This window comes from Mucilaginibacter flavus (genome assembly GCF_030409315.1).
In the GTDB taxonomy this organism is placed as follows: domain Bacteria; phylum Bacteroidota; class Bacteroidia; order Sphingobacteriales; family Sphingobacteriaceae; genus Mucilaginibacter; species Mucilaginibacter flavus.
This window is the reverse complement of the sequence record NZ_JAUFPS010000094.1, coordinates 32885-52991: the sequence shown is the minus strand read 5'-3', so window position 1 is coordinate 52991 and position 20107 is coordinate 32885. Positions and strand designations below refer to the sequence as shown.

Below are 20107 nucleotides of genomic sequence, written 5' to 3'. Positions count from 1 at the left end.
GAAAACTCCCGTCGGTTTTTGCCGGCGGGAGTTTGATATCTGTTAAAGAGTAATATAAAACAAACTATTTGCTTTGTAACGCTTCTGCATGATAGGTTTCGGCCAAATGCTGCAGCATATCGGTAGTCATGCTGTAAACGTCATATTCGGGTTTCCAGTTCCAATCTGTTTTTGCCGGGGTATCATCTATTGAACCTGGCCAGCTGTTGGCAATTTGCTGGCGTGCATCCGGCTGGTAGGTAATTTTAAAATCGGGCAGCTGATTGGTGATGGTTGCAGCCAATTCTGCCGGATTAAAGCTTAAGCCGGCAAGGTTATATGAACCGCGGATGGTGATATTTTCTGATGGTGCGTCCATCAACTCCAGCGTGGCCCTTACCGCATCGGGCATGTACATCATGGGCAAGCGGGTTTCCTCGCTTAAAAAACATTGGTACCGGCCGCTTTTTAACGCCTGGTGGTAAATGTCAACCGCGTAATCTGTTGTACCGCCCCCTGCTTGCGCTGAGTAGCTGATTAAGCCTGGGTAGCGAATGCTGCGCACATCTAAACCGTATTGCTCATTATAATACCTGCACCAATGCTCACCTGCTATTTTGCTAATGCCGTACACCGTAGTTGGCAGCGTTGAGGCATCCTGTCCGCAAAGTTCTTTAGGCGCGTCCGGTCCAAAAACCGCGATGCTGCTTGGCCAAAATACCTGTTTCAGGTTCTCGGCACGGGCAACTTCAAGCACATTCAACAGGCTTTTCATATTCAGATCCCATGAACCTAAAGGATTTTTTTCGCCGTTGGCAGATAATACAGCGGCCAGGTGATATATATGGGTAACATGAAGGTCGATGGTAAGTTTCTCCAGCGCGTACTTATCTAAAACATCCAATTTAAAATACGGACCATCGGAACAAAGCGCCTCTGTAACCTCCCTGATATCGGTAGCAATAACGCTATCCTTACCATATTTTTGGCGAAGGGCCTTAACCAGTTCGGTACCAATTTGGCCGCAAGCGCCGGTTACCAGGATTGTTTCTTTCAAATTCATACAGCGGTAAATATTTGCTGTAAAATTCAACATAAGCACAATTAAATAACACAAAACAGAAATAATTGATATAAAAATCCAATTAAATAATTTTTATTAGAATTTTATTGCAACAGCGATTGAGTTTCATTTACAATTAGCATATTTTTACAACCATGTATCAAATGCTCGACCATACCGACATCAGCATCCTGAAAATATTACAGGAAAACGCCCGGTTTACCAACCAGGAAATAGCCGAAAAGCTGCATAAAACAGCCTCGCCCATCCACCGCCGCATTAAACGCCTGGAAGATGAGGGTTTTATTAAACGGTATGTAGCTGTGCTTGATCCCGAGAAAATAGGCCGCGGCCTAATGGCCTTTACCCACGTGCAGCTTAAAGACCACTCAAAGGACAGCTTAAGCCTTTTTGAGCAGGCCATCATTCGCCTGCCCGAGGTATTGGAATGTTACCACATGACCGGCATGTATGATTTTATACTTAAAGTAGCCGTTAAAGACCTTGCCGCTTATCACGAGTTTTTAATGCACGAGCTGTTTGGCATTATGGCCATTGGTTCGGTGCAAACTACGCTGGTGATGAAGCAATCTAAACATGAAGGGGCCTTCCCTATCGCTGTACCGCAGCAGCCTTTTCCATTGGCACATAAAACAGATTGATTATAAGTTAAACATCACCTTTGCCAGCATCATGCGGCCCGGTATGTTGTACGAGCTGCTGGTAAAAACATTGGCCGATAAATACAGCGCGGTGTAGTTTTTAACATTGAACAGGTTTTGCGCGCTCAGTTCCAGGTCTATTTTTGTTTTGGTGAATTTGTAGCGGATAATCGCATCGGCAAAAAAGTATTTCAAATCATTAGCCTGCTGCTGATGGGTGTAATAATGATCGCCAGATACAACAAAGAACAACGTATTGAGCGGGTTATAATTTACAGCCGCTGTTTGAATAAGGCGCTGAAATTTGGAACTTGAAGCTATCGCTGTTGATTTACTGGTGGTTTGCCCATAATCGGCCTTGTAATTAAACGTAATCTTATCGCTTACCTTGGTATCGGCACCAATGTTAACATTTTGGGCTATGGTGTTAAAAGGCAAAATAAGTCCGTTTTGAATTTGGTTAAGCCTGGTGGTTTGCCACGATGCCCCGGCGCTGAAGGTGGTGCGCAAATCAAAGTTGTATTTGCTTACATAGCCGCTAAAGGTCCAGGTATCCATATTATTATCAAAAGGCAGTACAATGCGCTGCTGCAGGTTGTTGGTTAAAACGCTCGACGCGATGTTATTGGCGTAAACATGACTGTAAGCCGCATTTAAACTAAAAAAGAACAAGGTAATAGCCTTGCGATAGTTGAAGCCCAGGCCTGCGCTTTGAGATTGACGCTCGGTTAAATCGGCGCTGTTGGCGTACAATGTTCGGTAATTGGTAAGCACATATCCCCGGTAAACATCCTGAATGTTACCAATATTATTGCGCAAATTGTAATTGAGCGTAAAATAGTTTTCTATACCGCTTTGATACTTAACCGATAAATGGGGATTAAAATACAAGCGGTTAAGGCGGTTATCCAGCCCGAAGGAATCATCATAATAATGGGTTTGCTGCAAACTAAGTGGTAAGCCTACGTTAATTTTGAGGATGCTGCCCGGTATATCATAATCGGCCTCGGCATATAATTTACTGCGCCTCCAGTTTAAAGCGTTGCGGGTACTATCAGATACCAGGTTGTTTGCGTTATTAAGCTGTGTAACCCCCAGAGCACTATTCAGTTTTTGCGATTGCAAACTAAAACCCGCCTTAAAACTTTGGGTAACATATTGCCCCGGTATTTTGTACGAAACATAGTTATTGGTAAACCAGCTGGGGATATTTACATTTTGGGTAAGCAGCGAGTAATTAACACCCTTATTAAAAATATCGGGGTTTAGGTTTGGATCAATTACCCTGTTCTCTGGCTCGGTTGAACGATTAACATAGCTATAAACCTCCACAATGTTATTTGATTTAAAGGTTTGCATAAAGTTAAAATCATTCGAAAAATCGGACAGATTATCTTTAAAAGTTTGATTAACAGGATTACCATTAGTTATCAGGTTGGAGTAAGCCGTGTTATGGCTATAGTCGGCTACCAGGTTATCATTTAAATAGTATTTACTGCTGTTGATGTTCACCACAAACTGGGCGTGCAGCAAATCGGGGCGGCGTTTATTGTGCTGTACCTCGGTGTACCTAACGGTATCACCCGGCAAATACACCTCGCTTAAACGTCGGTAATCCTGATGCTGACTATCCCGCAGGTAAGAAATATTGGCCCGCAGCTGCACATCTTTTTTAAGGTTGATGAGGTTATTCAAATTCAAAATGCCCGATTGATTGAACAAATACCGATTACGCGGCAAATCCGGATCGCCGGCTGTACCCAGGGATAGTACAGTGCCGGGCTTATCATTATCTACACGTTGCAGGTAATCGCCCAGGTTATGTGATACCAGGTCGCCCGCTACGTCAACACCTGTATTGTTGCCTTTGAGGTAGTTGATAGCCTTGTATTTATCTTTAAACATCATGGCGTTTAAATCCTCGTAGTATTTATTGGGCAGCCCCGCCCCTACGATTTCCTGGCCCACCAATTGCAGTTTGGCATCTTTTTTTATGGTGAGATTTAAAGCCACATCATCGCTTACCACTTTATCTTTCAGCATTTTTATAGGCTGATGGTTTTGCATCACCTGCACCTGGTCAACCACGCCGTTGGGAATACTGTTGGTTGCAATGTTGTATTTATCATCCAGCAAGTTATCGCCGCCGATGTACAGGTTTGATATAGCCTTACCGTTATAACTTATCTTACCATCTTTGGCCACATCAATCCCGGGCAGTTTTTTGATCACATCGCCAATAACCCTATCCTGCGGGCTGCTAAAGTCTGATACCTTATAACTTAAGGTATCGCCATTAACGCGCAGCCTTGGCCGCTTATCTTTTACAATTACATCCTTTAACTGATGCACCGCGGTTGATAGTTTAAAGTTACAAGGTGCTGTAAAACCAGTTATAGGTTTTACAGCTTTTTTAAAGCCTATGCAGCTTACTTCAAGCATAAGGCCATCTTTACCGGCATCGGCAGGCACCTGTAAGCTGTAAGTACCGGTTGAACCGCTTGTTGCGTAAGCTATAATTAAATTATTACTATTTTTGAGATTGATGCCCGCAAAGCTTAAGGGCTTACCCAGGCTATCGGTAACGGTACCTTTTATGCTTTGGCCAAGGCATACCACACCTATGAGCATCCAAAATATGAATACCCCGGCAGTTTTTAAAAGGCTGCTCATTTCTTTTCCGGTAACTCTATCGGGTTATTAACCACCGGTTCTTTACCATCAAGGCGGATACTCATTTTGTTCCCGCCTTCAGATCCGCCCGGACCGCCACCAGGCCCCATCCTCATCCCACCACCACTACCTGCCATTGCCGATTGGGCAAACGCGTTGGGGTCTTTTTTCATGGCTTGCTCCAGGTGCCTAAACTCTTTTTCGGTAGTTTTTACCGCGTTTGTTGGCAGGGTGACAACATTGGGGTCGTCATTATCATCCATACCTATCATTTTAACAGTAATGCCCCCGGTTGGGGCTTCTGTTGCAGGTTTAGCGGTAACATCGGCCTCCTCCATGCTGTCAAACTTAAAAACTACGTCTTTATTGGTATCGTAAGCTTCTACAATTAAGCCGGGCAAACCATTAAGTTTCCAGGGGCCGCTATGAAAAGGTAAATCGGGGCAAAACCAGGCCGTATAATCGCGGCCTTTAAAATGGCAGGTAGCTTTCTGGCAATGCAAACCGGCAAAACTGGCAGTATCGTTACTTATGCTCCAATCTATAACCGGCATAGCCTCCTCTATCAGGTAAGGCGTTATCAGCCTTTCCTTGCGCACCAGCTTTTTATCAAGCGGAAACTGGTAAAATTCTGTACTGGTGGTCGCCATTGTCCCTTTCACACTAATTCGCATGGGGCCGCCACTGCCCTTTTGATCGGCTACCTGCTGGGCAATTTGCTTTTTCATCATGGCATTTTGTAGTGTGCGGTCATAACTTTTATAAGCACTTGACTGAGAACCTAAAAACAGGACCATGTTTTCGGTATAGGGTTTATCGCGGTTGGTAGTATCCCTGATGTGCGAAAATTTATAATGAACCATAGCTTTTACGCTATCGGGCTTCTGGGCTTTAACGTTTGTTATCAGCAGCCCCAAAGCGGCTAAAATTAGTATCGTTTTTTTCATAATGGTTATAAGGAAAGTATTGATGAATGATATTTTTTGTGTCGACAGATCAAATATACTAAGCAAAATACCATCTACGAAATATTCGTACGAATATTTCGTAGAATTAACATTATTTAACAATGCCACCGCTGCTACCTCATGTTTGTTTATTTTAAATAAGATTTTGACGGTATTGATTTACAGTTTTACCTTGCAGCATATAACCAACCCTAAAACCTCCCATGAAACAAGGACTTTTGATTGATATGGATGGCGTAATATACAGCGGCGAAGAATTGATTGCCGGCGCCGATAAGTTTATTAAGCACCTTATAGATAACGATATACCATTCGCTTTTATGACCAACAATAGCCAGCGTACAAGCCTTGAGGTGGTACGCAAGCTTAAAAGATTGGGTATTACGGTAGAAACCAAACATGTATACACCAGCGCCATGGCTACCGGCAAATTCCTGGGCGACCAAAGCCCCAATGGTACTGCCTACGTTTTGGGCGAAGGTGGCCTGTTGACAAGCCTGCATGAAAATGGCATTACCCTGGTTGACTCCGACCCCGAATTTGTCGTTTTGGGCGAGGGTCGCAATTTTACCCTTGAAATGGTGCAACGTGCTGTTGATATGATATTGGCCGGCGCAAAATTCATCACCACCAATCGCGATCCATCACCCAAAAAACCGGGATGGAACAATTTGGGCATAGCCGCTACCACAGCCATGATTGAGGAAGCAACCGGTCGTAAAGCATTTGTAACCGGCAAACCAAGCCCGGTAATGATGCGTTCGGCCCGTAAATTTTTAGGATTGGAAACCGCGGAAACAACCGTAATTGGCGATACCATGGAAACTGACATACAAGGCGGCGTACAAATGGGCTACAAAACCATTTTGGTACTCTCGGGCATATCCACCAAAGAATCATTGAGCCACTATGCCTTTAAGCCGGATATGGTAGTTGGTTCGGTAGATAAGATTACGTTTCCGTTAAAGTGGTGGGTATAGTGCACAGGCAAATCGCGTTTAAAAGGAGGCACCTACGGAGCCAAAAAATAATTTAATTTAAATCTATAAACACGTGGCGCCTACGGAGCCGAAAACAACTTTAAGACTCTGGCGGAGTCACGTGTTTATAGATTAACGTATGTGCTCTTTAGGCTCCGTAGGTGCCTCCTATTTTCCTTTAATAATTAAAATATAGCTGTTACAGTTTCCCTATTTTTGAGCTCCTACGGATCGTAACATAGCCAGCCAGACTCCTATTGTGTTATTTTTATTTCTTTCCTCATTTCAAATACCTTTCCTATATTTTGATGATCTAACTTTGCTACATGTACATCTTCAAATATAAACCCTTAGCCGAAGCCCTATACGGCGCGCTTGAAAACGATCCTTTTTATATTACCCTGCTAAGTTCAATATCCGGCGAAACAGAAAAACGAAACGCGCTCATCAAATACATGGATTACTCCATGACCGAGGCCGAACAATATGGGATTTTATATTTGCCGACAGAACATAACCATGGTGCATCTATATGGAGCAAACCAATTAATGCCGATTTGGAATTGATTAAACAACAACAAAAGAAGGCTTTTTTGAAGGATGAATTGGGCAAAGACGCGCTTAATACTTATACCCAGATCACCGGTTTTATGGCCTCAAAAGCCGATGAGCTTGTTACGGCCGATAGCTGGTACTTGTCCATCGTAGGATTAAAGCCCGAATTTCAGGGGAAAGGTTTGGGCAGCGGCTTGATTAAACCTGTCCTTGCCGAAACTGATAAATTAAGCCTCACCACATACCTGGAAACATTTACCCCGGCCAACATATCTTTTTATAAGCGTATAGGTTATGAAACTATTGCTTCGTTTATTGAACCGGTTACCAATGCGGAGTATTGGGTTATGAGCAGAAAACCAAGTCTATGAGGAGGCTGAAAATCATTGTTAAAATTGCAAACAAACAAGATTTTGGCTAAAGCCATTTGGTCATCAACCTAAATGAACCGTTGGCTAAAGCCAAACGGCAATGATAAAAAAGACAAATGAAACAGAGTTAAACATTCATTGCCGTCCCATTTATGGGGCGGAAAAACAGCACCCATCAAGATGGCTTTAGCCCAAATAAGGAACAAGCCCAAACGCGATTGCTCATGTACAGTCAGGATCTTCCCCTATTAATCACAAGTAATATTTTTCGCCGTCGGTTTTGATTTTGCCGGCGTCGAGTAGCTGGCGGATAGTTTCCATTTTTTCTTTTTCGGTGCCGATGTTGATACTGGTAATCAAGGAGCCAATATCCGGAGTTGATATGCTTAGTTGCTGCACTATTTCGTTGGTGATATTGTCAAATAGTTCATCTGCATTTTTGAGGCGCTTTTCGTCAATACAGATATCACAAATACCACATTTGTCGGCGTTCGATTCATCAAAATAAGCGAGTAACATTTGGCTGCGGCATTTTTTTTGCGTGGCGTATGCAAAAACCGCTTCCATTTTTTGCCGATAGTTTTCTTTACGCTGCGCTATGTATTCTTTATTGATAAACAAACGATTGGCCTGCTGCCGGGCTTTTAAATACGTTACCTGCGGCTTATCTGTTTGCTGCATATAAGTAATAAGGCCGTATTGCTGCAGTTGCAGCAAACCTTCAATTACCTGCTGTACGCTTAAGCCTGTACGCCGGGAAACATCATACTCCTTAACCCGCACAAAATCTTCAAACGAGCCGCCGTATGAACGCAGCAGGGTTTTAATAAAAGGGTCCCAACCGGCATTCTGAATTTGAAAGTTATACAAAACTTCGTTTACCACCTCAAACCTGAACCGCGAGGGTAAAAACACGCTCTCGTTAAATGACAGGTATTCATCTTTTTCTAAAAACTTAAGCGCGTTAAGCGCTTTGATGGGGTCCAGTTTGTAACGACTGCAAAAGTCGCCAAGATCCAGGTCAAAACTTAAGCCTTCTCCCGCTTCATAAGCCAGTTGGTAATAATTGGCCAGGCAATGGTAAACATGCTTGATCTCATCAACCGAAGGAAAATTGAGCAGAAACAGTTTCTCCTGCCGCAGCCTGTCGGCCTCCGTGTATAATAGCACCCCATAGGCTTTTTTTTCATCGCGCCCACCCCTGCCGGCTTCCTGGTAGTAGGCTTCCAAACTTTCGGGCATTTCCTTGTGAATCACAAAGCGTACATCGGGTTTATCAATCCCCATCCCAAAGGCGTTGGTGGCCACTATAATTTGTGTACGATTGTTTTTCCAGCTTTCCTGCCGCTCGGCACGCTCATCCATTGATAAACCGGCGTGATAGTAATCGGCCCGCAGGCCATTATCCATCAAAAACCGGGCTATATCGGCTGCATCTTTACGGCTCCTAACATACACAATTCCACTGCCTTTTACGCCTTTAACAATATCCAGCATCCGGCGCAGTTTGTTTTCTGCATCCTGAACCACATAGCTGATATTGCGTCGCTCAAAGCTTTGCTGGTAAACAACCGGATTTTTAAAAGCTAATTTATCCTGGATATCCTGCTTAACAACAGCTGTGGCCGTTGCCGTTAGTGCTAATATGGGCACGGTGGGGTGCAGCTCCCTGATATCGGCAATGTGCAGATATGGTGGCCTGAAATCATAGCCCCACTGGCTTATACAATGCGCCTCATCAATAGCGATGAGGTTCACTTTCATGTATTTGATACGTTCACGTACCAATTCTGATAACAAACGCTCGGGCGATAAGTATAAAAATTTAACGGTGCTGTAAATGCAGTTATCCAAAGCGAGGTCAATCTCGCGCCGCCCCATGCCCGATACGATGGCTACAGCGTTGATCCCCTTGGCCTTCAGGTTTTCAACCTGGTCTTTCATCAGGGCTATCAGTGGCGATACCACAATGCAAATTCCCTCCTTGGCCAAAGCCGGCACCTGGAAACAAACCGACTTCCCCCCTCCCGTAGGCAACAGCGCCAAAGTATCATGACCCAATAAAACAGACTTGATGATCTCGGCCTGCATCGGCCTGAAATGATCGTGGTTCCAGTACTGTTTTAATATTTCTTCTATAGTCATGCTTGAGTCGGAAAGTCCGGAAGTCGGAAAAGTCCGAAAGATAGTAAATGTGTTTTAAGGGCGAAAATGGGAAGGGGATTCTTAAGGGAAATCGACTTAAAAACTTTATACACTCAATTGGGCACATATACAGTCGTCATTGCGAGGTACGAAGCAATCTCCAAATGATACAGAGCGAGCTTTGCGGCTCCGATTTGCTTGCGTGGAGATTGCTTCGTACCTCGCAATGAAGCTTTTTTATTCCTCTCTTATAGGATCATTGTAAGGCTGTACCAACAACGTTGGCGTATCGTTACCCAAAACATCGGCATCAAATTCAATTTTGATCTCTTTTGATTCGCCGCGCATCAATGAAAAATAGTTATCGTTCATCAGCGCCGGTAAAATTTGCTCACCGTTACTTTTCCTAACCGCCTGCGCTCGTATGGCAAAAGCCACTGCCGGCGACGTTGATGGGTTAGTAATGGTGGCATTGATATAATACTTCCCACCAGCCCTGGTTACCTTTGATGTTACCTTCAATTTTACTTTTGGCAGGCTGTTAAGCGCCGTAAAATCGGTGCGTTTATTGCCGCGCCAGTACAGGTTATCAGATATTAGTTTGCCTGCTTTATCGCTTAGTTTTAGCTTGATAAAATGCACATCGCTTAGTCCATTGCTTTTAGGCTCGCCGCCGTACACCTCAAAATCCCAAAGCGAGTACCCCCAACCCGAGCCACGGTGTACGCCCTGCATTTTTACATAACGGGCTTTGGTTTCGTCAAAAGTGATCTGCTGCACACCCGTATACCCGTCCTCCGTGTCATAAACATCACGCCATTGTTTGGCATCATCAGATACCTGAATTTTGAACGCCTTACCGTAGGCCTCTTCCCAGTTAAGCTTTACGCCGTTTACCGTTTGCTCAGCACCTAAGTCTACATAAATCCATTCATTATCATTTTGCCTGCTGGCCCAGCGGCTGCCGCTGTTACCATCGGTAGCCAGGGCTGCTTCCATGTTTTCTATTGATGATGCTACCGTAGGTTTATTAAGTGCTAAGTTGGTATGCTCCTCTTTAAAGTTAATGGTGAAACAGTTTACCGCCGCGTTGGCAATGGCATCTACCTGTTTGGTTTGATGATAATCGCTTACCGGTTTACCGTCGCTATTATAAACGGCTACGTCGGCGGTTAAATCACTCACATTGGCACCGGTGGTATTGATCACTTTAACAGAATTATTTACCGGGTTCCATTGAATGTGCAGCGGTTCGCAGGCTTTTTTGGCTCCCCAGTAGGCACCTGTCAGGTCGTAATAATAATCATAGGTTTGCCATACCAGTGAGGGATAGGCCGATTGACTCATCCAGGTCATGATGCCCGATGCGTCTTCCCACATATTATCTTCCCAGCCCTCGTACATCGCCTTATTGGTTTCAATGTTAAGCAGTTGCGCCTTGCGGCAATAATCCTGTATGCCTGTTGCCGTACCATAACGTTTATTGATGCCATCATCATACCTGTCCGGACCGGCATTACCTGCCGATGGACCAAAAAAGTGCAGGTTCCACATCTCATTGCGCGGCCATAACTTATCCTTTGGGATAAACTTTTTAAAGCTGCCATAATTGGTAAACACCGCCGTACCAATCTCACTGCGTAAACCCCAGCCCGGCGAACCGCCAAAACCATTGGGCGATCTGCTAAAATACCAGCGCGGATCAAAATTAGTCCAAGGGCCGCTACCTGTTAAACTGCCGGCATGCGAGTTGGGCTGATAACGCCTGTCGCCGCCATCGTAATTGCTGATATCTTCGGCCAGCCAGCCGTTTAACGGAGCCATAGGTGTACCCTCGTTATCGCCACACCAAATGGCAATGGATGGGTGGTTACGGAAACGCTTGATCTTTTCTATAGCGTTCACGTTAAAATTATTGACATCATTGGGCAGGTTAGGGATAGAGTTAAGCCAAAAATCGTCCCATATCATCATACCATATTTATCGCAGGCGTCATAAAACTCATCATCCGTGGTCGACCCTATCCAGTTACGCACGATGTTAAAGTTCATTTCGCGGTGCAGTTTCAACTTGGTATCGTATTCGTTGCCACGGCAGCGCAGCATGTACTCGGCCATGCCCCAGTTGCCGCCTTTTAAAAATACGCGGGTACCGTTCACAAATACGTGCAACACATTGCCAACGGTATCATAGCTGTATTTTTTGATACCGAATTTGATGGTTTGGCTATCAGAAACCTGGTCACCAACTTTTAGGCTTAACTTACAGGTATACAGGTTTGGATCGCCGTAGCCGTTTGGCCACCAAAGTTTGGGGCTGTTGATAGCCAGTTGTTCAAAGCGTTTTTTATCCAGCTTAATTTCTGATGTGGTATTAGCGCCCACAAACACCTTTTGCGAAAATTCGATATTACCCGGCTGGATAACGCCGCTTAGCACCCCGGTTTGAAAGGCCGATGTGCTGTTTTTAACACCCACGGCTATCGAAACATCGGCCCTTGCATTGGTAGGCAGCTCGGTACGTATCCATGGATCTTGCAGTGTGATGCTGCCTGTATTGCTCAGGTATACATTATCTGTTATGCCCGAGTTTAAGCCCGGCACATAAGGCATCCAATCCCAACTCGCAGCGGGGATATACGTTGGACTCTCATAATTAACCAGCGGATTGTGCGGACAATAGACCAATACAGCCAACGTATTTGGATTATTTTTGCTCACCAAACCCGTTACATCAAAATTGCCGCGCTGCATAAAGCCGTTAAGCGTACCCAGCAATTTACCATTCAAATAAATATCGCCCTTGCGGTTGATGCCCTTAAAGTTGAACCAGATTTTTTCCTTAGTGTAGTTAACCGGGATTTTAAACTCGGTTCGATACCAAAAGTTGCGGTCGTATTTTGCTTTATCAACCTTGTAAATATTATCGCCAAAGTTGGGGTCTTTTTCCAGTCCGGCTACTACATAGGCGTTAAAAACAGTGCCTGGTACTACGCCTTTAACCCAGTTGCCGGCATCATAGCCGGGTTTGTAAATATTAACGCTATCGGAACCAACTTCGGCCTGGGCCTTTACCCTCCAGTTGGTTTGCGGGTTAGCGCTGTTAAGGTAAGTTATATTTTGTGCTGAGGCCTGGGTACAGGCCGCGGCACAGACCATGAAAATTGATCGTTTTAAAAGCTGGTAAAAATTAAAAGGCATTATGTGGTGATGTTTAAATGTTTTAAAATGAATGGCGGCATTTTTTGGAGTCTTAAAATTGGTGGATGCCAAAGGTGCTAACAACGTATCCAAAATGGCTGTCATCCTGAGCCTGTCGAAGAATAGCGGGCAAAGGCCTCTACGCGCGCCCTTCGACAGGCTCGGGGTGACAGGCCCTGTGCCACCCATGAAAAGTTGTAGACCCAGACTTACGAAGTTTTTAAAACTTCGTAAGTCTCTTATCGCTCGGTTATTTCCACTTTAACAGTTCGCCGGACTTGACAACACAGAAGAGCACAGTTTTTTTTAATTCCCTTTCGATAACGAAAACGGCTTATCCTCCACCGCCAAACCACGACTCATATTAGGTTTATCCCCCATTTCAAAGCGTAGCACACCGCCGGCCATAATATCGCTATGCTTGATAAAATTATGCGTGTAAGGCTTACCATTTAACGTTGCCGACTGGATGTACACGTTTTGCTTACTGTTGTTATTGGCTTCAATGATAAATTTGTTACCATTCTCTAAACTGATGGTCATTTTACCAAAAGCAGGGCTGCCTATCACATACTCATCCGTACCAGGGCATACACTGTAAATGCCCGCGGCGCTCAACACATACCATGACGACATTTGGCCTTCGTCCTCATCGCCAGGATAACCGTTTTCGCCGGCATTGTACATCTTGTCCATCACCTCGCGCAAATGCTGCTGCGCTTTCCATGGCTGGCCGGCATAGTTGTACATGTAAAGTAAATGATGAATAGGCTCGTTACCCTGCGCGTACTGGCCCATTTTAAATGCTGCCATTTCTGTCATTTCGTGAATTACCTGGCCGTAGCCGCCTACTTTAATGGTGCCTGGCTCGGTAAATACAGAGTCGATTTTAGCGGTAAAGTTTTTATCGCCCCCCATCAGGTTTATCAAACCCTGCGTATCCTGAAAAACCGACCAGGTCCAGTGCCAGGCGTTGCCTTCGGTGTAGGGGCCGCCCCAATCCATCGGGTCAAAGGGCTCTATCCAGTTGCCTTTGGCATCTTTGGCGCGCATAAAGCGGGTTTTAGGATCGAACAGGTTTTTGTAGTTGTACATCTGCCTGCCAAAAACATTTTCGTAGTACGGATTATTGGTTTGTTTGGCCAGCTGATAGCCACAAAAATCATCGTAAGCAAACTCCAAAGTCCAGGCGGTTGAGCCTAAGGTTTGAGGTGTATAGGGTACATAGCCATCTGCAAAGTATTCCTTCCAGCCCGGCCTACCGTTGGCACTACCCCATGGGCCTTTGTTGGTAGCTTCGTGATAGTAAGCCTCCAAAGCACGCTTAGGATCAAACGTGCGGATTCCTTTAACCCAGGCATCTGTTAATAGTGAGATGGCATGGTTGCCCAACATCCCCCCTGTTTCGGCCGGGAACGACCATGCCGGCAGCCAGCCGCATTGTTGCTGCGCATCTAACAAAGCCTCCACATATTGCCCCTGCATTTTAGGGTGAATAATGGTATTGAGCGGAAACTGCGCCCTGAAAGTATCCCAAAAGCCGTTATCGGTATACATGTAACCGTCGTGCGTTTTACCATCATAGGGGCTATAGTAATACGGCTTACCATCTTTACCGTACTCAAAAAACTGGTGCGAAAACAAGTTGGCGTGGTACATGCAGCTATAAAAAGTAGCTTTCTGATCTTCGGTAGCGCCTTCAATTTTCATGCGGCCAAGCAGGGTGTTCCAAACCTGGTCGGCAGCTTTACGGGTATCATCAAAGTTTTTGTATTTGCCTAATTCGGTTTGCAGGGTGAGTTCGGCTTGTTCCGGACTGATATAGGATGATGCCACCTTAGCCTGCACTGCATCGCCATCCTTAAATTTGAGGTAAGCGCCAACCCCTTCACCTTCGGCAGTAAGTTTTTTGGGTGATAGCTGATCCTTTTTGTTTTCCCAGGTACCATAAGCGGCAAAAGGTTTATCAAAAGTGATCACAAAATAGTTTTTAAAGCCTTGCGGCGCCCAGCGACAATTGTTTACCCAACCAATGATCTTACGTTCCTGCGGGATGATCTTCACCATGCTCATTTTGGTATACCCATCCAGTACCAGGTATGATCCCTGCCCTTTCGGGAACGTAAACCTAAGGTGAGCGCCACGTTCGGTAGGCGTCATTTCGGTGGTGATGTTATTATCCAGTTTTACTTTATAGTAACTGGGTTGGGCAGTTTCGTTTTCATGGCTGAAGTTAGCCGCGCGTTTATCTTCGTTAACCACCAAATCGCCGGTTACCGGCATCAGCGAAAATACCGCGTAATCATTAACCCATGAACTGCACTGATGCGATTGCTGAAAACCACGGATGGTGTGCTCAAAATACTGATACTTCCAGCCATCCCCGTTTTTGCCGGTTTGGGCCGTCCAGGTATTCATGCCGAAGGGTAACGCGGTTGCCGGATACGTATTGCCGTAGCTAAACTCGTATTTGGTATTGGTACCCTGGCGGGTGTTTACATATTTAACCAGGTTGTCGGTTTGCGCAAAAAGCACGTTGGCCCATAAAAGCGCACAAACGCATGTAAGTAACCGTGTTTTCATTGAGTGTTTATAATGTGGTTTATGCCGATTTGATATTGGCATCTGATAAACAAATATAATCAATAAATCGATTTAGCAAATGATTATTTAAAAACCCCGTTTTACTTAAACAGGGTTTTGTAAAACAGGTCGGCTACTAATTTATTGCCTTCATCGTTCAGGTGCACGCCATCTTTGGTCAGGATGCCATCGCCTTTATTGTTGGGGTTATTTTTAAGATTGTATTCGTGAAAAATGGTACGGAAATCCATCAGCTCACAATTGTTTTGTTTGGCCAGATCGCGGATAATGCCAGAATATTTGTTCAGGTCGCCGTCAAGTTCGTTACTGTAATCGGTTTTCTCGCCTACGCTGGCCGGTGTACAGATCATCACTTTAATATTTTTGGCCTGCAGTTTTTTGATAAGCGCGGTATAAAACTTGCCAAACTTATCCCAATCGGTACCGGTACCAAACATGCGTTTGTGCCAAACATCGTTCACCCCTACCCAAATCACCACCACATCCGGGTTTTTGGTTAACACATCATCCTCGTACCGCAAATACAGATCGTAAATTTTATTGCCACCAATACCCGCTCCGGCAACTTCGTAAGCGTTGTCTTTTTGCTCGGCTTTAAGGCGTTGCTGAATTAGGGTAATAAAACCATTAGGCTGTACCGCGTACTCGGTAATAGAATCGCCAAAGAAAACCACCTTAGTTGGTTTTTCAGGCTGAAAACTGCAAAGCATAATAATGCCTGCAAACAGTAAAAATTTTTTCATGATTTTTTAGATAGCTAAATTGATTTAGCAAAAGTATATTTTTTAGTAGTAAGTATCAAGTAGTAAGTAGTAAGATTTTTTGGATCGGGTAAGCTCAGTTTTTTTAAGATGGCGATGAGCAACCAAAACCTTAGATTACCATTTAAACAGTTTCTTAGCTTTTTCGGTGAAGCTCTTTGGTTTGCAGTTCGCATCAATTCTTTCCTGCGCGCTATCAGAACCTAAAGCCAAAGCTTTATTCCAATCTTTGCACGCGCCATCTTTATCTCCGATACTCAATTTGGAGTTCCCCATGTTAAAATAGGCCATCTCGTTCTCCGGGTCGATTTCTATCACTTTTATATAATCATCAATAGCTTCAAGATGCTCGCCGGCTCCATCTTTATTCGCAGCTCTGTTGATAATCGCGTCAACAAAATTCGGAGCCAGTTCAATCGCTTTATCGTAATCGCGCCTCGCTGCTTTCCGTGTGTAAAGCATTTCTTTTACAGCCGCCCTCGAATACCATGAGTTAGGATCTGAAGGATTGATTTTGATAGCTATAGAAAAGTGAATAACCGACATCCCTAAATCTCCCCTATTATACGCGTCCATAGCAAGAGCGAAATAATGATCTGCGTCTACCGATTTCAGATCTGGGAACCTTTGATTGTTTGAATCCCCCGTGGCTCCGTATCCATCTAATTTACAATCAAACTCATATCCTTTACAATATAATCCTAATACCCAATACATGAAATTATAATCGTCTACAGGAAACTCTATCGCATCACCGGTTATTTCCCAAAGGCCGTCAACTTCCTTTGGTTCGCGTACCTTGAAATGACAATTATTCTCCAAAAACTTCCCCAATTGCAGCACTTTCTCTTTTGTATCAGATAAGAAAACAAAATCGTAACAGGCTAAAGAATAATCCTGCATCCCGCTTTTTTTTCTTTGCTCATAAACGCTGCCGGCCGATGCCAACTCTTTGCCAAATCTGCTGTTAAACTCGGTTCTTGTAAAAAATGTATTATTCACTTGTGGTATAGGTTTCGATGATACAATTATAACGAATGCACATGACTGTTGAATGTGTTAAAAACTATTCATCCAACAACCTTCTATGATAATTAACCTGCCCTAAGTGGTAGCTTAAATGCATGGCCAGGTGCATTAAAAAATAACCGGTATCGAGGTTTTGTCCCAATACCTCTATGGGGTAAACAGCATCCAATTGTTCCTGGGTGATTTTGTCGAGCGTTTCCCCTACTACCACAATTGTTTTCTCAATTTTGTCGATGAGCTCGGCGCGGGGAACATTTTTTAAAGCAAATTCATCTGGACGGTTGCGTATATAGCCGCTTTTGCCAAGTTCGGCACCGATAAAGGCGCTCAGGTTGCCCACTAAATGCAAACAAAGATTACCCGCCGAATTGGCGATGTTTCCCTCGATGTACCACAGCTTTTCTTCATTATTATAAGCTGCGATCTCTTCTTTTAATTTGTTTAAATCGCGGGTAAAAAGTTTCTTTAATATTTCGGTTGTCATAATTTGAGCTGGTTCAGTTTGGGTATGAAGGTAGGGAATTTTTGAATTGGTTATCGCTCGTTCGGTTGTCGCTTTTACAAACACACCCTTCCGCCCCTCTCAAGAGGGGAATCGCACGTGGCCCCGCTTTTTTGCTCCTGTCTTACTACTTGATACTTACTACTTACTACTAATTTTCATCCTAATAAACCTCGGCCTGTACAAATTGGGGTGCTTCATTAAATCGGGGATAAAATCTACCGAGTTAATGTTGTAGCTGATCAGCAATTCTCCCGGAGAGGATAGGCTTGGGTGGGCTTTGGCGTTGTACACCACAAATGTTTTCTCTTCCAGGTCGGGCTTGCAATCCCATACTTTTATTACCGGGCCAAACGGACCGTAAGGTGTGGCACCTATGCGCATTCCTACATTGGTACTCATACCCCCTACCTGGAAAATCAGAGCGTAACGGCCATCTGGCAAAGCGGTAAGACTAAGTTCGTTGGATACGTTGTCAGTAACATCGGCGGCCTTGTTCATATCGGCTACCCAGCAGGTGCCATCGTAAAAGGTCCATTTATTGAAGGATTCAAAATCTTTGGGTAAAACGCGGGCAACCAGCAGGGCTTTGCCTATGCCGTGTACCCCGTAAACGTAAATATAACCATCGGCTTTGGCCGCGCCTGCTTTGGCAGTGTTTACATAAATGCCGGCACCAAATGAGCCGATGTCGCCGTTTTTATCTGTAAGGTAAAATGGCGTATCCATTTGCTTAATATCCGTATAAGGTGGTTGCGCGCCTGCCGGTATTTTTATGAGCGTGTTACCTACCTCTTTAAATCCAAACGCGCCGGTGCCTACATTGCGTACCCGGTAACCAAAAATGTAAATAGCGTTATTGAGTTCCTGGTTTACAAAACCGTCGCCAAGCCAGTAATAGTCGCTGGCTATTGTTTGGGGAGTTTGCGGGATAAATATCGATTCGGCCTCACTTCTTTTATCGGTATCCCATGAAAACTTCATTTGCCCGTCCACCGGTTTATTGCCTTTAAGGTAAGCTACCGAATTATGGATCATTTTATAGCCAGGGGCCATGGTACCGTTTTCCAGTTTGCCTATCATGCTGTCGCTAAAAATAAACAGCACTTTGTCATTTGCTTTGGCTGCTTTGTTTTCCACGCCATTAAGCGGGATGGTATAAATGCCGTCGCCGCCAAACCAACCGGTTTGCCGTTTTAGCAGGGCGCTCCATTCCGGGGCGGGTTCAACGGTAAATTTTAAATGGGTAAGGTTTACGGGTTGTACGGTGGTTTGCGCTTTGATTTGCGGGGTAAGGGCAAAGCAAAGTAACAGGCAGGGTACTGCAAACTTTTTCATGGTATAAAAAGGGTTAATCAATAATTGGGTGCGCAAATTTAAGCCGTAGCATGCTGCCCGTGCAAGTTATTTTTACGATGACGGATGATGAAAGCAAAGCCCACCAGCCCCCCCATCACCATTAAAAAACCTATAAAGCCGGCCTGGGTAAACATTAAGCCAAGGATATGATATTTAGGATTAACACGAATCTGCTCTATCAAAAAACGTTCGCCGCCATTTAAAATAAGGTATAAAAAAAACATCGCGCCAGGTATTTTGATCTTGTCTCTGAAGGCCCACATCAGCATAAAAAACAAAATGCAAATAGTAGCTTCATAAAAAGGTGTGGGATAAACCCCATACAGCAATTGGTTACAATAATTACCATCACAATCGGGGATGGGCAAACCGGCGTTGATGGCATTGTGCGGGTATTTGAACGACCACATCCACTGTGGCAAAAAACCGGGTTTGGCATGTTCATTCACAATGCCCCAATCACCATCGCCGGCCAACTGGCAACCAATACGGCCAATGCCATAAGCCAGCATCATACCCGGCGAACCAATATCGGCCAGGTGCACCAATTTCATACCTCTTCTGTGGCCTATGTACAGATAAGTAAGCGCGCCAAATATCAAACCGCCATAGTAAGAAAAACCCCTTACGTTAAATAATGTGCCCAAAGGGTCATACCTGAAATTGTTCCAATGTTCCACCGTATCAAAAAGTTTGGCACCGATGAAACCGAAGAAACCTACAGAAAAAACTATTAAACCCATTAACTGGTAAGGGTGTACAGTTTGTACCTCCAGCTTTGGAATTTCCAGTTCGTGTTCTTTTTTATCGGCATAAACCCAAAACCCAAATACCGCGGCAGTAAGTATCCCCATTACCAAATTACCCTTCATGGATAAAAGGTAGGCTTGTGGATTGGCGAAAAATTCGGTGTAGTTAAACATAGCGCCAAAAGCCTTAAAACCCAGCAACAGTCCCAGTATGGAATTTACCGCAATTTCTGCCCCCGTGGCCTTGCCGCCTACCAACACTTCCCTTGTAAACCCCTGTATTTTGCCCAGAGCCTCGTAACGTTTAAACTCGGCAGTAAATACCAGGTAGGCAAAGAAAAACGACAGCGCCACCAACAATCCCAGTGTTTGAATTGGGAAAGTAAAGCTGATACCAAACAGGTAATACAAAAGGTGGCCTATGGTTGGAAACATAGTACTAATTTAATGATAAAGAATATCAAAAAAGAAAGGATAAATGTTAAAAAAGAAGCGATGCCGGGTGG

Annotated in this window: 14 protein-coding genes; 3 read left to right on the top strand and 11 right to left on the bottom strand. The window is 44.4% G+C overall.

Features of this window, described 5'->3' with window-relative positions:
• Positions 1 to 64: 64 nt before the first annotated feature.
• The gene (locus QWZ17_RS27030) at positions 65 to 1042 is read right to left on the bottom strand and encodes an NAD-dependent epimerase/dehydratase family protein (RefSeq protein ID WP_290308465.1); all 978 of its coding nucleotides are present in this window, start codon (positions 1040 to 1042) and stop codon (positions 65 to 67) included.
• Between the two features lie 155 nt (positions 1043 to 1197).
• Between QWZ17_RS27030 and QWZ17_RS27025 the strand changes: the two genes are divergently transcribed.
• Positions 1198 to 1704, top strand: a complete 507-nt coding sequence (locus tag QWZ17_RS27025) for an Lrp/AsnC family transcriptional regulator (protein ID WP_290308464.1) — start codon at positions 1198 to 1200, stop codon at positions 1702 to 1704.
• Here QWZ17_RS27025 and QWZ17_RS27020 read toward each other — a convergent pair whose 3' ends face one another.
• Both QWZ17_RS27020 and QWZ17_RS27015 read right to left on the bottom strand, forming a co-directional pair.
• A complete protein-coding gene (locus QWZ17_RS27020) occupies positions 1705 to 4377 on the bottom strand; it encodes a hypothetical protein (protein ID WP_290308463.1) in 2673 nt (890 codons plus the stop codon).
• A complete protein-coding gene (locus QWZ17_RS27015) occupies positions 4374 to 5324 on the bottom strand; it encodes a GLPGLI family protein (protein ID WP_290308462.1) in 951 nt (316 codons plus the stop codon). Before QWZ17_RS27015 ends, QWZ17_RS27020 begins: the two co-directional genes overlap by 4 nt.
• 224 nt (positions 5325 to 5548) lie before the next feature.
• On the opposite strand from QWZ17_RS27015, the gene QWZ17_RS27010 reads away from it, so the two are divergent.
• Positions 5549 to 6325, top strand: coding sequence for an HAD-IIA family hydrolase (locus tag QWZ17_RS27010; protein WP_290308461.1), 777 nt, complete (start codon positions 5549 to 5551; stop codon positions 6323 to 6325).
• A gap of 326 nt (positions 6326 to 6651) precedes the next feature.
• On the top strand, positions 6652 to 7251 hold the full coding sequence (locus tag QWZ17_RS27005; RefSeq protein ID WP_290308459.1) for a GNAT family N-acetyltransferase: 600 nt from the start codon (positions 6652 to 6654) through the stop codon (positions 7249 to 7251).
• 252 nt (positions 7252 to 7503) lie between these two features.
• Here QWZ17_RS27005 and QWZ17_RS27000 read toward each other — a convergent pair whose 3' ends face one another.
• From QWZ17_RS27000 to QWZ17_RS26965, 8 genes are all read right to left on the bottom strand, one after another.
• Positions 7504 to 9396, bottom strand: coding sequence for a RecQ family ATP-dependent DNA helicase (locus QWZ17_RS27000; protein ID WP_290308458.1), 1893 nt, complete (start codon positions 9394 to 9396; stop codon positions 7504 to 7506).
• A gap of 237 nt (positions 9397 to 9633) precedes the next feature.
• Entirely contained in the window at positions 9634 to 12597 is a 2964-nt protein-coding gene (locus QWZ17_RS26995) for a discoidin domain-containing protein (RefSeq protein WP_290308457.1), read from the bottom strand.
• A 306-nt stretch (positions 12598 to 12903) separates the two neighbouring features.
• Complete coding sequence (locus QWZ17_RS26990) at positions 12904 to 15180, bottom strand: GH92 family glycosyl hydrolase (RefSeq protein WP_290308456.1); 2277 nt, start codon at positions 15178 to 15180, stop codon at positions 12904 to 12906.
• Between the two features lie 101 nt (positions 15181 to 15281).
• The gene (locus tag QWZ17_RS26985; protein WP_290308455.1) at positions 15282 to 15944 is read right to left on the bottom strand and encodes an SGNH/GDSL hydrolase family protein; all 663 of its coding nucleotides are present in this window, start codon (positions 15942 to 15944) and stop codon (positions 15282 to 15284) included.
• 135 nt (positions 15945 to 16079) lie between these two features.
• Positions 16080 to 16964: a tetratricopeptide repeat protein gene (locus tag QWZ17_RS26980; protein WP_290308454.1), complete on the bottom strand. Its 885-nt coding sequence runs from the start codon at positions 16962 to 16964 to the stop codon at positions 16080 to 16082.
• Between the two features lie 64 nt (positions 16965 to 17028).
• Complete coding sequence (locus QWZ17_RS26975) at positions 17029 to 17475, bottom strand: DinB family protein (protein ID WP_290308453.1); 447 nt, start codon at positions 17473 to 17475, stop codon at positions 17029 to 17031.
• Between the two features lie 159 nt (positions 17476 to 17634).
• Complete coding sequence (locus QWZ17_RS26970; RefSeq protein WP_290308452.1) at positions 17635 to 18831, bottom strand: DUF5005 domain-containing protein; 1197 nt, start codon at positions 18829 to 18831, stop codon at positions 17635 to 17637.
• Positions 18832 to 18869: 38 nt separating this feature from the next.
• On the bottom strand, positions 18870 to 20036 hold the full coding sequence (locus QWZ17_RS26965; RefSeq protein ID WP_290308451.1) for a prolipoprotein diacylglyceryl transferase: 1167 nt from the start codon (positions 20034 to 20036) through the stop codon (positions 18870 to 18872).
• Positions 20037 to 20107 lie beyond the last annotated feature (71 nt).

Coding starts and splice junctions, on each gene's coding strand:
- QWZ17_RS27005 (WP_290308459.1), top strand. CDS start 6,652: ATGTACATCTTCAAATATAAACCCTTAGCCGAAGCCCTATACGGCGCG.
- QWZ17_RS27015 (WP_290308462.1), bottom strand. CDS start 5,324: ATGAAAAAAACGATACTAATTTTAGCCGCTTTGGGGCTGCTGATAACA.
- QWZ17_RS26985 (WP_290308455.1), bottom strand. CDS start 15,944: ATGAAAAAATTTTTACTGTTTGCAGGCATTATTATGCTTTGCAGTTTT.
- QWZ17_RS27020 (WP_290308463.1), bottom strand. CDS start 4,377: ATGAGCAGCCTTTTAAAAACTGCCGGGGTATTCATATTTTGGATGCTC.
- QWZ17_RS27000 (WP_290308458.1), bottom strand. CDS start 9,396: ATGACTATAGAAGAAATATTAAAACAGTACTGGAACCACGATCATTTC.
- QWZ17_RS26970 (WP_290308452.1), bottom strand. CDS start 18,831: ATGAAAAAGTTTGCAGTACCCTGCCTGTTACTTTGCTTTGCCCTTACC.
- QWZ17_RS27010 (WP_290308461.1), top strand. CDS start 5,549: ATGAAACAAGGACTTTTGATTGATATGGATGGCGTAATATACAGCGGC.
- QWZ17_RS26965 (WP_290308451.1), bottom strand. CDS start 20,036: ATGTTTCCAACCATAGGCCACCTTTTGTATTACCTGTTTGGTATCAGC.
- QWZ17_RS27025 (WP_290308464.1), top strand. CDS start 1,198: ATGTATCAAATGCTCGACCATACCGACATCAGCATCCTGAAAATATTA.
- QWZ17_RS26995 (WP_290308457.1), bottom strand. CDS start 12,597: ATGCCTTTTAATTTTTACCAGCTTTTAAAACGATCAATTTTCATGGTC.
- QWZ17_RS26990 (WP_290308456.1), bottom strand. CDS start 15,180: ATGAAAACACGGTTACTTACATGCGTTTGTGCGCTTTTATGGGCCAAC.
- QWZ17_RS27030 (WP_290308465.1), bottom strand. CDS start 1,042: ATGAATTTGAAAGAAACAATCCTGGTAACCGGCGCTTGCGGCCAAATT.
- QWZ17_RS26975 (WP_290308453.1), bottom strand. CDS start 17,475: ATGACAACCGAAATATTAAAGAAACTTTTTACCCGCGATTTAAACAAA.